This window comes from Ruegeria sp. HKCCD7628, assembly GCF_057221005.1.
In genome coordinates this window covers 1,126,951-1,141,860 of the sequence record NZ_JBWVBA010000001.1, presented here as the reverse complement: position 1 = coordinate 1,141,860, position 14,910 = coordinate 1,126,951, and the positions used below count along the sequence as shown (strand labels likewise).

At 59.7% G+C, this 14,910-nt stretch carries 15 protein-coding genes; 11 read left to right on the top strand and 4 right to left on the bottom strand.

The window, feature by feature from the left end; translation table 11 throughout:
- Positions 1–61: 61 nt before the first annotated feature.
- Positions 62–388 carry a heat shock protein HspQ gene (gene hspQ / locus AC2TAD_RS05665; RefSeq protein WP_170355374.1) on the top strand — a complete coding sequence of 109 codons (327 nt, stop codon included), beginning with the start codon at positions 62–64 and terminating at the stop codon, positions 386–388.
- A gap of 22 nt (positions 389–410) precedes the next feature.
- Here hspQ and AC2TAD_RS05660 read toward each other — a convergent pair whose 3' ends face one another.
- The 3 genes from AC2TAD_RS05660 to AC2TAD_RS05650 form a co-directional block, all read right to left on the bottom strand.
- Positions 411–1,988 (bottom strand): gamma-glutamyltransferase family protein, encoded by a 1,578-nt coding sequence (locus AC2TAD_RS05660; protein ID WP_480866463.1) that lies wholly within the window; start codon positions 1,986–1,988, stop codon positions 411–413.
- 209 nt (positions 1,989–2,197) lie between these two features.
- Complete coding sequence (locus tag AC2TAD_RS05655; protein WP_480866462.1) at positions 2,198–2,620, bottom strand: ATP-binding protein; 423 nt, start codon at positions 2,618–2,620, stop codon at positions 2,198–2,200.
- A gap of 42 nt (positions 2,621–2,662) precedes the next feature.
- A complete protein-coding gene (locus tag AC2TAD_RS05650; RefSeq protein WP_170527408.1) occupies positions 2,663–3,001 on the bottom strand; it encodes an STAS domain-containing protein in 339 nt (112 codons plus the stop codon).
- A gap of 102 nt (positions 3,002–3,103) precedes the next feature.
- Between AC2TAD_RS05650 and AC2TAD_RS05645 the strand changes: the two genes are divergently transcribed.
- Entirely contained in the window at positions 3,104–4,276 is a 1,173-nt protein-coding gene (locus tag AC2TAD_RS05645; RefSeq protein WP_170754548.1) for a thiolase family protein, read from the top strand.
- A 59-nt stretch (positions 4,277–4,335) separates the two neighbouring features.
- Positions 4,336–4,788 carry a GAF domain-containing protein gene (locus AC2TAD_RS05640; protein ID WP_170754546.1) on the top strand — a complete coding sequence of 151 codons (453 nt, stop codon included), beginning with the start codon at positions 4,336–4,338 and terminating at the stop codon, positions 4,786–4,788.
- 6 nt (positions 4,789–4,794) lie between these two features.
- On the opposite strand, the gene AC2TAD_RS05635 is transcribed toward AC2TAD_RS05640, so the two are convergent.
- The gene (locus AC2TAD_RS05635) at positions 4,795–5,136 is read right to left on the bottom strand and encodes a DUF1294 domain-containing protein (protein WP_480866460.1); all 342 of its coding nucleotides are present in this window, start codon (positions 5,134–5,136) and stop codon (positions 4,795–4,797) included.
- A gap of 57 nt (positions 5,137–5,193) precedes the next feature.
- Here AC2TAD_RS05635 and AC2TAD_RS05630 point away from each other — a divergent pair, with 57 nt between their 5' ends.
- The 8 genes from AC2TAD_RS05630 (at position 5,194) to AC2TAD_RS05595 (ending at position 14,690) form a co-directional block, all read left to right on the top strand.
- Positions 5,194–5,763 carry an XRE family transcriptional regulator gene (locus AC2TAD_RS05630; RefSeq protein ID WP_170783659.1) on the top strand — a complete coding sequence of 190 codons (570 nt, stop codon included), beginning with the start codon at positions 5,194–5,196 and terminating at the stop codon, positions 5,761–5,763.
- On the top strand, positions 5,764–6,387 hold the full coding sequence (locus AC2TAD_RS05625; RefSeq protein ID WP_480866458.1) for a LysE family translocator: 624 nt from the start codon (positions 5,764–5,766) through the stop codon (positions 6,385–6,387).
- A 4-nt stretch (positions 6,388–6,391) separates the two neighbouring features.
- Positions 6,392–6,772 carry a GFA family protein gene (locus tag AC2TAD_RS05620; protein ID WP_480866456.1) on the top strand — a complete coding sequence of 127 codons (381 nt, stop codon included), beginning with the start codon at positions 6,392–6,394 and terminating at the stop codon, positions 6,770–6,772.
- 15 nt (positions 6,773–6,787) lie between these two features.
- On the top strand, positions 6,788–9,235 hold the full coding sequence (locus AC2TAD_RS05615; RefSeq protein WP_480866454.1) for a GcvT family protein: 2,448 nt from the start codon (positions 6,788–6,790) through the stop codon (positions 9,233–9,235).
- A gap of 2 nt (positions 9,236–9,237) precedes the next feature.
- Complete coding sequence (locus AC2TAD_RS05610) at positions 9,238–10,290, top strand: alcohol dehydrogenase family protein (RefSeq protein WP_480866452.1); 1,053 nt, start codon at positions 9,238–9,240, stop codon at positions 10,288–10,290.
- A 14-nt stretch (positions 10,291–10,304) separates the two neighbouring features.
- Positions 10,305–11,198, top strand: a complete 894-nt coding sequence (locus AC2TAD_RS05605; protein WP_480866450.1) for a homocysteine S-methyltransferase family protein — start codon at positions 10,305–10,307, stop codon at positions 11,196–11,198.
- Between the two features lie 4 nt (positions 11,199–11,202).
- Positions 11,203–12,147 (top strand): GlxA family transcriptional regulator, encoded by a 945-nt coding sequence (locus tag AC2TAD_RS05600; protein ID WP_480866449.1) that lies wholly within the window; start codon positions 11,203–11,205, stop codon positions 12,145–12,147.
- Between the two features lie 89 nt (positions 12,148–12,236).
- Positions 12,237–14,690: a GcvT family protein gene (locus AC2TAD_RS05595; RefSeq protein WP_480866448.1), complete on the top strand. Its 2,454-nt coding sequence runs from the start codon at positions 12,237–12,239 to the stop codon at positions 14,688–14,690.
- Positions 14,691–14,910 lie beyond the last annotated feature (220 nt).

Genomic DNA, 14,910 nt, shown 5'->3' with positions numbered 1-14,910 from the left:
CCGATCATTGATTGGCATTTCAGCGCATAAAAGAGTAGTAAGACCTTTGGGGGCTGAAGATATGCTGAAGACAAACGCCAAGTACCGTCTGGGTCAGGTGGTTCGCCACAAAAAACATCCCTTCCGAGGGGTCATTTTTGATGTGGATCCGGAATTCTCGAACACGGAAGAATGGTATCAAGCGATACCGGAAGACAGTCGTCCGCTCAGGGAACAACCGTTCTATCATTTGCTGGCCGAAAACGACCAATCCTTCTATGTTGCTTATGTTTCTGAACAAAATCTGGTTGCTGACCAGTCGGGCGAACCGGTGGAACATCCCGATATTCCCGACATGTTCGGTCCGTTCGAAAACGGTGCGTACCCTTTGCACTTTCACCTGAACTGACAACGGGGCAGCCGGCGCTTGGTCAGTAGCCAAGCGCGCAACCGTCTTTTCTGGGATCGCTTGCGCCTTCAAGCACACCGTCCTCTTTGATGAGGATTGCCTGGGCGCCGCCGAGCGGGGTTTCCGGAATTTCAACTTTGTGACCCATATCGCCTAATTGTTCAGCCACCTTGCGCGGAATTCCGCGCTCGAGTTTCAGTACACCCCCATCAGCGAATGCGCGTGGCGCGTCGATGCTGGCCTGAAGGTCCAAACCGTGATCGGTGAGGTTCGACAACAGGCGCGCATGGCCGGTTGGCTGGAACGCTCCGCCCATCACGCCGAAGGGCATGGTGATCCGGTTGTCCTGCATGACCATGCCTGGAATGATGGTATGCATCGGGCGTTTGCCGCCGCCCATTTCGTTGGGGTGGCCCTGTTGCAGCGTGAACCCAGCGCCGCGGTTTTGCAGCAAAATCCCATATTTCTCGGATGCGATGCCCGAGCCAAAACTGTGGAAGATCGAATAGATCAGTGACACTGCCATTCGGTCGCGATCGACGACGGTGATATAGATCGTATCTTTGTGAATTGCTTCAGTGACCGGTGCAGCAGCGGGCATCGCGCGATTGGGGTCGATTAACGCGGCTAAGCTGTCGGCAATACCCTGATCAGTGAACTTCTGAGCCTGTGCCATATGATCGGGGTCAGCAATGAACCGGTTGCGGGCGTCATAGGCCAACTTTGAGGCTTCAGCCTCAATATGAATACGCTCGACCCCGAACGGGTCCATACCGGACAGATCAAAGTTCTTCAGAATATTAAGCAGAAGAATCGCCGTGGCCCCCTGACCGTTGGGCGGATGTTCGAACAGTTCGGTGTCATGGTACCGGCCGCTCACCGGTTTCGTCTTGGAAAAGGCGGTCGAGGCGAAGTCCGCTTCTGTATGTACGCCGCCCCGGCTTGTCAGGGCATCGATCATGTCCAGCGCGATGTCCCCGGTGTAAAACGCATCCCTGCCGTATTTGGCAATCTGCCGCAGCACCTGGGCCTGACCGGGCGCGCGAAAAACCTGCCCGATTTTGGGTGCGGCCCCGTTGAACAGATAGTGGTCTCGTGCGGCGCCTTGCAGGTTGGATGCGCCCGATATCCAGTCAAATGCCACCCGCGGCGCGACCGGAACCCCGATTTCGGCATAATGAACGGCGGGTTGAAGAATGGTTTCAAGCCCGAGTTTTCCCTCGGTATCAGCCAAATGGCAAAATGCATCCACCGCACCGGGGATTGTCACAGCTTCGGGCGTGTTCACGGGGACAGTCTCCAAACCCTTGGCGCGCAGGTCTTGCGCTTTGGCCGAAGCAGGCGCGCGACCTGATCCGTTAAGAGCCCGAACTTTGTTTTCGCCCGCACGATTGAAAAGTACAAAGCAATCGCCGCCGATACCGGTCATTTGCGGCTCGCAAATTCCCAACAAGACCGCTCCTGCGATCGCGGCGTCCATCGCATTGCCGCCCTGCTGCAGAATTTGCAACGCAACCTGAGCCGCCAAAGGATGTGACGTGGCACACATGCCTTCGGTCGCCAGAACCTGTGACCGGCCCGGTGTATGGAAATCGCGCATAGTGATGCTCCCGTGACTGAACGCGCCGAACGTATCGCGCGGGTTGTTATTGTCCAGTCAAATCAAGGGGAAGTTCCTCGGCGCCGTTCACTGGGTGGGGGCTGTGACACTAGGCGCCGAGGGAAGCTATCTGAGCTACGAGTTAACTTTTGCTCTTTGTTTGCGGCGCGACAATGGTCTGATCTGGGCGTTATTGTGACATTTTCGGTCTAGCCCAAGCGTGGAAAGTCAAAGCGCAGGGACAGACGATTGCAGCCGTTCGTGTGTTCATAACGGATTTCGCTGGTCAATTCATGGATCAGAAACCAGCCAAACCCACCTTCGGGCAGATCATTCAGTGAGGAGCCAAGCGGTGCAGGGACACCGTCAGGTACACGAAACCCCGGCAGTGGGTTGCCTGTGTCCGAGATCAGGATCTCAAGCCAGTTTTCGTGCAATCGGCATCTGACCTTGACCTTTGCCGGTGTAATTCCCGCATATGCGTGTTCAACGACATTATTGATCGCCTCGGCCAGCGCTATCTTGACGTCGGCAGCTTTGTGTTGCGGCAGGCCCTGAGCTTCTAGGCAGGTGCTAATTCTGGCGATGCCAGTGCTGGCTTCAGCCTCGGTCGCGGCAAAGTTCAAATCCATGCAATTCTCGTCACACATGGCCATTGCGCCCATTCAGATCCGTCAGTCCGCCGCAGCCGTCAGCGCATCGTCCAATGTCGGGTACAGCTTGAACACCGTATCCATGCGCGTTAGCCGAAACACCTTTTCGACAAATGGGTGCAGCCCGGCCAAATCCAGGCGTCTTTCGCTGCCGAGTTGCTTCATCGACGCCACGATGGCCCCAAGCCCGCTGGAATCAATGAATTCCACATCCGTCAAATCCAGAACGACCCGTGGCGCCCCGCCTTGTGCCGTGCTTCGCATGTCTTCTTTGAACTGGATGGCCATCGCGGCATCAATCCGGTCGGAATGGACCGTAATGACCTGCGTTGTGTCAGTCGTTTTGCTGGTCAGGCTCATACGCGACTATCCTTCAAACTGAAAATAAATGGTAGAAATACGCTAGACGGCAAATCTTACCATTCGGTATCCAAAGGTAGGGAAGTTGAGAGGAGCATCCGTATGAAACAGGTCGTGATCGCAGGGGCTGCACGCACTCCGATGGGTGGATTTCAGGGGATGTTCGACGGGGTCACCGCTGCCGAACTAGGTGGCGCCGCAATCCGTGCGGCGCTTGATGGTGCACAGGCTGACACAGTGGACGAGGTTTTGATGGGCTGCGTTTTGCCGGCCGGTCAGGGTCAGGCGCCCGCGCGGCAGGCGGGCTTTGCTGCCGGGCTTGGCGAGGACGTTCCCGCCACCACACTGAACAAGATGTGCGGGTCGGGCATGAAGGCTGCGATGATTGCGTACGACCAAATCGCCTTGGGTCATTCCGACACGATGATTGCCGGCGGGATGGAGAGTATGACGAACGCACCTTATCTGCTGCCCAAGATGCGTGGCGGTGCTCGGATTGGTCATGGGCAGGTCGTAGACCACATGTTTCTGGATGGGCTCGAGGATGCCTATGACAAAGGCCGTTTGATGGGAACCTTCGCCGAGGATTGTGCCGAGGCGTATCAGTTCACGCGTGAAGAGCAGGATGAATACGCCGTGCGTTCGTTGTCCAACGCGCTGTCCGCGCAGGAAACCGGTGCTTTTGACGCCGAGATCACACCTGTCGTGACCCGCTCTCGTAAGGGAGAGATCACTCATTCGGCTGATGAACAACCGCAATCGGCGCGTCCCGAAAAAATTCCGACGCTAAAACCAGCATTTCGCAAAGACGGGACGGTAACGGCAGCCAACTCCTCCTCTATCTCGGACGGTGCTGCCGCTCTGGTTCTGGCGTCGACCGATGCTGCCGAGGCCCGCGGGCTTACCATACGCGCGCGCATTCTTGGCCATGCCAGCTTTGCTCAGGCACCGGGTTTGTTCACCACTGCTCCGGTTCCTGCGGCGCAGTCCTTGTTGGCGAAAATCGGGTGGTCCAAGGACGATGTGGATCTGTGGGAAGTCAACGAAGCCTTTGCGGTCGTGCCCATGGCCTTCATGCGCGAGATGGGCCTGCCCCGTGACATCGTCAATGTCAACGGAGGGGCCTGTGCGCTAGGGCACCCAATCGGCGCTTCGGGCGCACGGATCATGGTCACGCTTTTGAATGCGTTGGAAAAGCGGAACCTCAAACGGGGTGTGGCGGCCATCTGCATTGGTGGCGGTGAAGGGACGGCGATCGCAATCGAACGGGTTTGACGCTTTGGCGTTTTCGGCATAGGTCGCTGCACAAAGCAAATTGATCCGGACCAGTGACCATGACCGTCGACTATGCGCAGCTTGCTAAAGCCATTGCCGCTCTGACCGAGGGTGAAACGGATGAGGTCGCCCTGATGGCGACCGTCACCTGCGAGGTGCATCACAGCGATGATCGCTTTAACTGGACCGGGTTTTATCGGGTGACCGAGCCCGACCTGCTTAAGATTGGTCCCTACCAAGGTGGCCACGGTTGTCTTGTCATCCCCTTTAGCCGTGGCGTTTGTGGCGCAGCGGCCCGGACCCAAGAGGTGCAGCTTGTGGCTGACGTGGACGCATTTCCCGGCCATATCGCCTGTGCGTCCTCAACCCGGTCGGAACTGGTGCTGCCTGTCTTTGACGCGCAGGGTGAGGTGATCGCGGTGTTTGATATCGACAGCGATCTGCCCGATGCGTTTACTCAGGCAGATGCCGATGGGCTTGCCTCTATCCTCCGCGATGTGTTCGCACGCTGAGGTCGGTTAGCCCAGCAGCGGGGGCAGAAAGGTGAAGGCAGCATAGCAAGCAGCGGCCTGACCGATCAGGATTGCAAATAACCACCTCGAAAATCCCCGTTTGCGGGTCTTGTGGCGGAATATCCACCGCCCGACTATGGCTCCGGGGCTGCCACCCAGCGCAGCCAGCCATAGCAGAGGACGTTCCGGCACCCGGCGCTTGCGCCGCCGCGCGCGCAGTTTGTCCCAGCCAAAGGCCAGCAGGGTCAGGGTATTGATCGCCCACAGATACATTACTGCAATCCACATGCGTGACCGATACCGAACGTGGCCGCGTGACCCAAGTGAAAAAACGCTTGGTTTTTTCATCGATTCGCGCCATCGTGAAAAACAGGGATGAAATTTCACGACAACGCGGAGCGGCAATTGAACTCTCAAGCCCCCCAAAGCGCGACCCTTGGTGCCGATATCCGCGCCCTGCGCAAAGCGCGCGGGCTGACGCTGAGCGAGATTGCTGCAAAGTTGAACCGCTCGGTCGGGTGGCTTAGCCAGGTTGAGCGGGATATGTCCGATCCGTCCATCTCGGACCTGCGGCAGATGGCCGATTGTCTGGGCGTGCCCATGTCGATGCTGTTTGCCCATTCCGCCGCCCCGGCGGATGAGCAGGGTTATGTGGTTCGCGCGGGCTCACGCCGTCCAATGGGATCGGGCGAGGAAGGACTGATCGAGGAATTGCTCTCGCCTGATCTGACCGATGATTTTGAGATGGTGCATTCCACATTCGAGCCCCGCTCGCAGATGCAGACCCCCGCCAATCGCCCGACGCAAGAGGTCGGCTATATGATCTCAGGGCGGCTGGACCTGACGATTGGCGGGCGGCAGTTTTCGGTCGGGCCGGGGGACAGTTTCCGCATCAAACACGAACCTTATCACTGGGCGAACCCCTATGATGAGCCCGCCGTGGCCATCTGGGTCATCGCCCCGCCGGTGTATTGAATGAGCTTCGAGGCCTGGACCATATTCGCTCTGTTCTGGGTGGTGTTCGTCACCACACCGGGGCCGAATGCGGTCAATTGCATCTCAAACGGAATGAGCCTGCCCTTTGCCAAGGCGATGTTGGGCGTGCTGGCGATCCTGACTCAGGCCAGCGCCTTTCTGATCCTGTCCGCGCTGGGCGTCACGGCGCTGATCGCGGCCTCACCCACCGGGTTTTTCATCGCCAAACTGATCGGCGCGGGGTTCTTGATCTGGATGGGCATCCGCGGCTGGATCAATGCCAGCAAACCCGCGCCCGCGTCCGAGCGACCCGCGCGCCACGTCTATCTGCACGCACTGGCGGTGGCAACGATCAACCCCAAAAGCGTGGCCGGGTATCTGGCGGCGTTTTCGCAATTCGTTCAACCCGACGTGCCGGTCTGGCAACAGATGGGGGTGATCATGCCCACCGCGCTGGTCATCACAACGCTCAGCTACACGGGGTTCACCCTGCTGGGTGCGCTGATGGGCAAGGCTGCGCTGGGTGCTGTGTTCAACGTCTGGGTCCGCCGCGTGATGGCGACCTGTTTCATCATCTACGGCGTGATGCTGGGTACCAGCGCAACGCCTACAGCAAGGGGGTAAAGACATGCACACCGGTTCCTGCCTCTGCGGCAAGGTCGCCTACACCATTGACGGAGACCTCGCCGCATCCAACGCCTGCCATTGCGGCCAATGCCGCAGGCAATCGGGTCATCTGTGGGCCTCCTGCGAGACGCATGAAGACAACCTCAGCTTTACCTCCAGTGAGACGCTGGGTTGGTATCGCGCCTCCGACATCGCCAAGCGCGGCTTTTGCAGCGCCTGCGGCTCGTTCCTGTTTTGGCAGCACAATGATGAGGACACGATTGCGGTTTCAATAGGGTCTCTGGACGAGCCCACCGGGCTGAAACTCGCCCAACATATCTTCGTCGCCGACAAGGGCGACTACTACGACATTCAGGACGATCTGCCCCAACGGGCATACTAACAGGGAAGCAAAACCATGAGTGATTTTCCAACCAAGGCCCGTGTGGTCATCATCGGCGGCGGCGTCGTCGGCTGTTCATCGCTTTATCATCTGGCCAAGAAGGGCTGGACCGACTGCGTTCTGCTGGAAAAGAACGAGTTGACGGCCGGGTCCACCTGGCACGCGGCGGGCAATGTGCCGACATTCTCGACTTCGTGGGCGATCATGAACATGCAGCGCTATTCGACCGAGCTGTATTCGCGCCTTGCGGACGAGGTCGATTACCCGATGAACTACCACGTTTCGGGCTCGATCCGTCTGGCGCACAGCAAGGAACGGATGCAGGAGTTCGAACGCGCCCTGTCCATGGGTCGTTATCAAGGCATCCCGATGGAGATGTGGACAGCGGAAGAGGCCAAAGAGCGCTATCCCTTCCTTGAAACCCATGATCTTGAGGGCGTTCTGTACGATCCGACCGACGGCGACATCGACCCGGCGCAGCTGACGCAGGCGCTGGCTAAAGGCGCGCGGGATATGGGGCAAAAGATCATCCGTTTCTGCCCGGCGACCGGCGTGACTCAGCATGAAGATGGCACCTGGACTGTGCATACCGATAAGGGCGATATTGCCTGCGACTACGTGGTCAACGCCGCTGGGTACTATGCGCAGCGCGTGGGCGAATGGTTCAAACCCTTTGGCGGGCGTACGGTGCCTGCGATGGTCATGAGCCACCAATACCTGCTGACCGATGAAATCCCCGAGGTGGAAGCGTGGTCAAAGGAAAACGGCGGCAAGCTGCCGCTGCTGCGCGACGTGGATATCTCGTACTACCTGCGGCAGGAGAAGAACGGCTTCAACCTTGGGCCGTATGAGCCCAACTGCAAGGGCCATTGGATGACCGAAGACGATCCGATGCCCGAGGATTTCAGTTTCCAGCTTTGGAACGACGATCTGGACCGGATCGAAGACATCGTCACCGACGCGATGGAGCGGGTGCCGCTGATGGCAACTTCGGGCGTTGGACGTGTCATCAATGGCCCGATCCCTTACGCGCCGGATGGGTTGCCTCTGATCGGGCCGATGCCCGGCGTAAGCAACGCGTTTGAGGCGCACACCTTTACCTTCGGCATCGCGCAGGGCGGTGGCGCTGGCAAGGTGCTTGCCGAATGGATCGTCGATGGCGCGACCGAATGGGATATGTGGGCCGTCGATCCACGCCGCTACACCGACTACACCGATCAAGACTATTGCAACCAGAAGGGCATGGAGGTCTACGGCAACGAATACGCCATGCACTTCCCCCATCACGAATGGCCCGCGGCGCGCGACAAGAAGCTGTCTCCGGTTCATGACAAGATCAAGGAACTGGGCGGCGTGATGGGTGCCTATAACGGCTGGGAACGTGCCAACTGGTTCGCCAAGCCGGGCGATGACACCTCGCTGGACGCGACGCATACATGGGCCCGATCCGGCCCGTGGGAGCAGCGGATCAAAGAAGAATGCGAGGCCGTGCGCGACCATTGCGGCGTGCTGGACTTGCCGGGTTTCTCGCGCTTCATGGTTAAGGGAGAAGGCGCGGCCGAGGCGCTGCGCGGGCTGGTGACGGGCGGTCTGCCCAAGGTGGGCCGGATCAATCTGGTCTATATCGCCGACGACCGGGGCCGCATCCTGACCGAGATGTCCTGCTTGCGTCTGGGCGAAGATGAGTTCGTCATGATCACCGCCGCCACCGCGCAATGGCACGACCGGGACATTCTGGTGAATGCGATGCCCTCGGGTGTCAGTGTCGAGGATGTTACCACCACACGCGACACGCTGATCGTCACCGGCCCAAAATCGCGGGACATCCTGGCGGGGCTGACCGATGCCGATCTGTCGCTGGGCTGGCTGACCCATCAGGCCGCCACTGTGGCAGGGAAACCCGCCTATCTGATCCGCGTATCCTTTGCTGGCGAACTGGGTTGGGAAGTTCACGCTCTGAACGACGACATGCCTGCGATCTATGACGCGATCCTTGAGGCTGGTGCCACGCCGTTTGGCATGTATGCGCTGAACTCGCTGCGGATCGAAAAAGGCTACCGCGCGTGGAAGGGCGACCTGTCGACCGATTACTCTCTGCTGGAAGGCGGGCTGGGGCGCTTCGTCAAACTAGACAAGCCGCAGGATTTCCCCGGCAAGGCCGCGATCCTGAACGAAAAGCAGCAAGGGGTGAAGAAGTCCTTCGTGACCCTGACGGTCGAGGCCGGTGACTGCGACGCACCCTACATGTCCTGCATCTGGCAAGGCGACCAGATCGTGGGCGAGACCACATCGGGTGCATGGGGCTATCGCGTTGGCAAGTCCATCGCACTGGGCATGATCAAGTCGGAATTGGCAAATCCGGGCACCGCGTTGGAGGTCGAGATCTACGGCCAGAAATACCCCGCTGTGGTGCAAGAGGATCAACCCCTCTGGGATCCGGCCAACGACCGGCTGCGGGCCTGACCATGGCTGTTCCGCGCGTCATGCAGGGCGTTCACCTGACCCGCCACGGCGGGCCAGAGGCGCTGGAGTGGCGCGCGGATATCCCGGTGCCACAACCCGGGCCCGGTCAGGTGCTGGTTCGGGTCGCGGCAGCTGGGGTCAACAACACCGATATCAACACACGTGTCGGCTGGTATTCCTCAGACATTACCGGCGCGACGGATGCGGTGGATCAGGAGGTCGACGCGGGCGGCTGGGGTGGCGCGTTACACTTCCCGCGCATTCAGGGCGGCGATCTGTGCGGCATCGTTGAACTTGCCGGACCCGAGACTGGGTTCCAACCCGGTCAACGAGTCACCTGCCCGATCAACCTGCCGCGCCCACGCCCCGGCAATCCGACAGGGTTCATCGCGCTCGGGTCCGAGATTGACGGGGCCTTCGCGCAATATTGTCTGGTTGAGGCGTCGGACCTGTATGACGTCTCGGCCTCACCGCTGTCGGATGCCGAGATCGCTGCCATCCCCTGTGCTTTTGGCACGGCGGAAAACCTGCTGACCCGCGCAGGCGTGACTGCAGGCCACAAGGTTTTAATCACCGGAGCTTCGGGCGGGGTCGGTCTGGCTGCTGTGCAACTTGCCCGGCTACGCGGAGCGACCGTGTGGGGTGTCACCAGCCCAGCCAAAGCCGATGTGGTCAAAGATCAAGGGGCAACGGATACGTTTGACCGTAACGCGCCCTTGCCGAAAGACATGTTCGATGTTGTGATCGACGTCGTCGGTGGCCCCGCCTGGCCCAACCTGATCCTGTCGCTGAAACCCGGCGGGCAGTATGCGGTATCTGGTGCCATCGCCGGCCCCATCGTTCAGGCCGATCTGCGCGATATCTATTTGCGCGACATCACCATCCACGGCTGCACCCATCAGGCCTTCGAGGTTTTCGGACGATTGGTCGAACTTATGAACGCAGGCCGGATCAAACCTTTGATCTCAAAAACCTATCCGCTAAGAGATATCGCCGAAGCGCAAGAGGACTTTCAGTCCAAAGCATTTGCGGGAAAACTGGTTCTCATTCCCTGAGGAAAGGTAAGGCTATGGCGGATATCACCCTGTTGGACGGCTCGATCGGGCAGGAACTGGTCAAGCGCGGTGGCGAAAAGCCCACGCCTTTGTGGTCAACGCGCGTGATGATAGATCAGCCCGAACTGGTGGGGCAAGTCCATGCCGATTACTTCCGCCGTGGCGCGACGGTGGCGACCACGAACACCTATGCCGTGCACCGCTCGCGCTTGGTGCGCGAAGGGATCGAGGATCAACTGCCCGCCCTGATCGACTCGGCGCTGACACAGGCAGAACGCGCGCGGCCGCCCTCGAGCGGGCGGATCGCAGGGGCACTGGGGCCGCTTCTGGCCTCATACCGGCCCGACCTGAAGCCCGATGTGGAAGACGCGGCCTTGAAATATGCCGAGCTGGTCGGTCTGATGAACGACCGGGTGGACCTATTCCTGCTGGAAACCGTCTCGTCCCTGCAAGAAGCCGAAGGCGCGTTGCGCGGGACGGAAAGCGCAACCAAACCCGTCTGGCTGGCGCTGTCAGTGATGGATAATGACGGCACCCGCCTGCGTTCGGGCGAGCATCTGGCGCAGGTCGCGCCTCTGGTCGATCGCTTTGCGCCGCAAGCGGTGTTGATCAACTGCACCCGCCCGGAATCGGTGATGCCCGCACTGATGATCCTTGAAACGATGGGCCGCCCTTACGGGGCCTATGCCAATGGCTTCACCGGCATCACACAAGGGTTTTTGGAAGACGCCCCCACTGTTGATGCGCTAGAAGAACGTCGTGACCTGACGCCTGAAGCCTATGCCGATTTTGCTATGTCCTGGGTCGAACACGGGGCCACCATCGTCGGCGGCTGCTGCGAGGTCGGCCCCGATCATATCGAGGCGCTGGCCCACGCGCTGCACGCCGCGCGACACCGGATCGTCTAGGGCGATGGCGGGTCAGCAGCATTTCGATATCCTCGTCGCCCCCGGCTATGTGCTGCTGGAACTGGCGTCGCTGGTCGAGGTGCTGCGGCTGGCCAATCGCGTCTGCCCGCACCCGCCCTTTACCTATGCGTATAAGTCGCTGAAGGGTGGACCGATCCATTCCAGCAGCGATGCGATGATCCAGACCGAGGCTGTCAGCACCCAGCCCAACGCGGATTACCTGTTTGTCATCGGCAATACCGACCCTGACCATCCCGACCTTTCGCTGGGTCGCGTGGTTTCGGATTACACATATCGTGGCGCACAGGTGTTCTTGCTGGCTGAAGCCGCCAGCCGTTACATCGACGAACACGGTACCGAGGATATGGCGACCCATTGGGAAAATGCCTCATTCCTGCGCGAACGCGGGGCCCGGTTCGAGGCGAAGCTCTCCATCGCCACACAGCAAGGCGCCGTTGTCACCTGTGCGGGGATGGAGGCGACGACGGATGTGGCCTTGTCTGTGATCGGCCGACACATCTCGGGGCCAGCCAAGATGACCGTGGCCGATATTATGCTGCACGAGAACATCCGCGATTTCTCCTCCATGCAGCCGTTTTCCGGCACACGTCTGACCGCCACCGGGGATGCCAAGCTGGACCAGTGCATCAAGCTGATGCAGGCCAATATCGAGGACCCTCTGCCGATCCATCAGATCGTCGAGGAACTGCATCTGTCCAACCGCTCGCTCGAGCGCAAGTTCAAGACCTTCTTCGGCACCACCCCCAACGGGTTCTACCGCGAGATGCGGTTGGCCAAGGCCAATAACCTGCTTCTCAACACCACCATGAGCGTGCGCGAGATCGGCCTTGCCTGCGGGTTCCCGAACGGGTTTTCGTCTGTTTACAAAAGCTTTTTCGGCGTCACGCCCTTTGTTCTGCGTCGTGAAAAGCGCGCGACACATCGGTGAAAATTACCGATTTTGTGACGCTTTTGGCGCATTTATTGTCGATCTTCCGTGGCATTTTGGCCCAAACCTGACAGCGCGGAGATTTCAGGATGGTTGATCTTCCCAACAAGGCCCGAGTGGTCATCATCGGCGGCGGCGTCATCGGATGCTCGGTCGCATATCACCTGACTAAGAAGGGCTGGAGTGATGTCGTTCTGCTGGAGCGCAAGCAGCTGACCAGCGGCACCACATGGCACGCCGCCGGCCTGATCGCACAGTTGCGGGCGACGGCGAACATGACCAAACTGGCGAAATATAGTCAGGAACTTTACGGCTCGCTCGAAGAAGAAACCGGTGTTGCCACGGGGTTCAAACGCTGCGGCTCGATCACCGTAGCTTTGACCGAGGAGCGAAAGGAAGAGATCTACCGTCAGGCTGCCATGGCCCGCGCCTTTGGGGTCGAGGTTGAGGAAATCTCGAACGAGCGCGTCAAGGAGATGTACCCACATCTAAATGTTGAAGACGTCAAGGGCGCAGTCTATCTGCCGCTGGACGGGCAGGGCGACCCGGCCAATATCGCACTGGCGCTGGCCAAGGGCGCGCGGCAACGCGGCGGGATCGTCAAGGAACGGGTGAAAGTCACCGAGATCGTCAAACAGGGGCGTACAGTCACGGGCGTTGAATGGATTGCCGATGACGGCAGCGCCTCGGGCCATATCGAATGCGATATGGTGGTGAACTGCGCGGGCATGTGGGGGCATGAGGTCGGGCGCATGGCAGGCGTGAACGTCCCGCTGCACGCGTGTGAGCATTTCTATATCGTGACCGAAGGCATTGACGGCCTGACCCAGCTGCCGGTTCTGCGCGTGCCGGATGAGTGCGCCTATTACAAGGAAGACGCGGGCAAAATCTTGCTGGGCGCGTTTGAACCCAACGCGAAGCCATGGGCCATGGAGGGCATCCCCGGCAGTTTCGAGTTCGACCAACTGCCCGAGGATTTCGACCACTTCGAGCCGATCCTTGAGGCGGCAGTAAACCGGATGCCGATGCTGGCCGAGGCGGGGATTCACACCTTCTTCAACGGGCCGGAATCGTTCACGCCCGACGATGCTTATCATCTGGGCCTTGCGCCCGAGATGGACAATTATTGGGTCGCTGCCGGGTTCAATTCGATCGGGATTCAGTCCGCCGGGGGCGCGGGTATGGCGCTGGCCGAGTGGATGGACAGCGGTGAGAAACCCTTTGATCTGGGCGATGTGGATATCAGCCGGATGCAGCCGTTTCAGGGCAACAAGCAGTATTTGTTTGAACGGTCCAAGGAAACGCTGGGCCTGCTTTATGCCGACCACTACCCGTACCGTCAGAAAGCCACCGCGCGCGGCGTGCGGCGCACACCATTCCACCATCACCTGCTGGAACACGGTGCCGTCATGGGTGAACTGGCCGGGTGGGAGCGCGCCAATTGGTTCGCCAACGCAGGTCAGGAACGCGAGTACCACTACAGCTGGAAACGCCAGAACTGGTTCGAAAACTCCGCTGCCGAACACCGTGCGGTGCGCGAGAATGTGGGCATGTATGACATGTCGTCCTTCGGCAAAATCCGCGTCGAAGGGCCGGATGCCGAGGCGTTCATGAACTACGTTGGAGGTGGCGATTACTCAGTGCCCAATGGCAAGATTGTCTACACTCAATTCCTGAACCGCGCGGGCGGGATCGAAGCGGACGTGACCGTCACCCGTCTGACCGAGACAGCCTATCTGGTGGTCACCCCCGCAGCCACGCGCTTGGCCGACCAAACATGGATGCAACGCCACGCGGGTGGGTTCAACGTGGTCATCACCGATGTCACGGCAGGCGAGGGCGTTTTGGCCGTCATGGGCCCCAACGCACGCGGGTTGCTGCAAAAAGTCTCGTCCGCTGATTTCTCGAACGCGGCCAACCCGTTTGGCACAGCGCAAGAGATCGAGATGGGCATGGGCCTCGCCCGGGCGCACCGCGTCACCTACGTGGGCGAGCTGGGGTGGGAGATCTACGTCTCCTCGGACATGGCGGGCCACGTGTTCGAAACCCTGTACGAGGCCGGGCAAGATATGGGCCTGAAACTCTGCGGCATGCATATGATGGATTGCTGCCGGATCGAGAAGGGATTCCGCCATTTTGGCCACGACATCACCTGCGAGGATCACGTGGTCGATGCCGGGCTTGGCTTTGCCGTGAAAACCGACAAGGGCTGCGATTTCATCGGACGTGAGGCGGTTATTGCCCGTAAGGAAAGCGGGCCGCAAAGCCGGTTGTTCCAGTTCAGGCTGACTGACCCCGAGCCACTGCTGTTCCACAATGAACCCATTCTGCGGGATGGCGAATATGTGGGTTATCTGAGTTCGGGCAATTATGGCCACACGCTGGGTGGCGCCATCGGTCTGGGCTATGTGCCCTGTGCGGGCGAGAAGGCTGCGGATGTGCTTGCCTCAAGCTATGAGATCGACGTCTGCGGCGTGAAGGTCAAAGCAGAAGCCTCGCTGAAACCGATGTACGATCCCAAATCGGAACGCGTAAAAGTCTGAAACGCGGGAAAAGGGGGCGCTGCCCCCGCCGCGGCAAGGCGCGAATCCCTGAGGTATTTGAGGCCAGATGAAGTGCAGGATCCGTGCTTCATCTGGCCAAAAATATCTCTGAGCGCGAGGCAGAGCCTCGCATGTTGGTTTGGTTCCAAACATGTGACGTATCAGAATTCCTGATGGCCGGCTTCACAGTTTTCGTGGTTTTCATAGGGCAGAGGTTTGC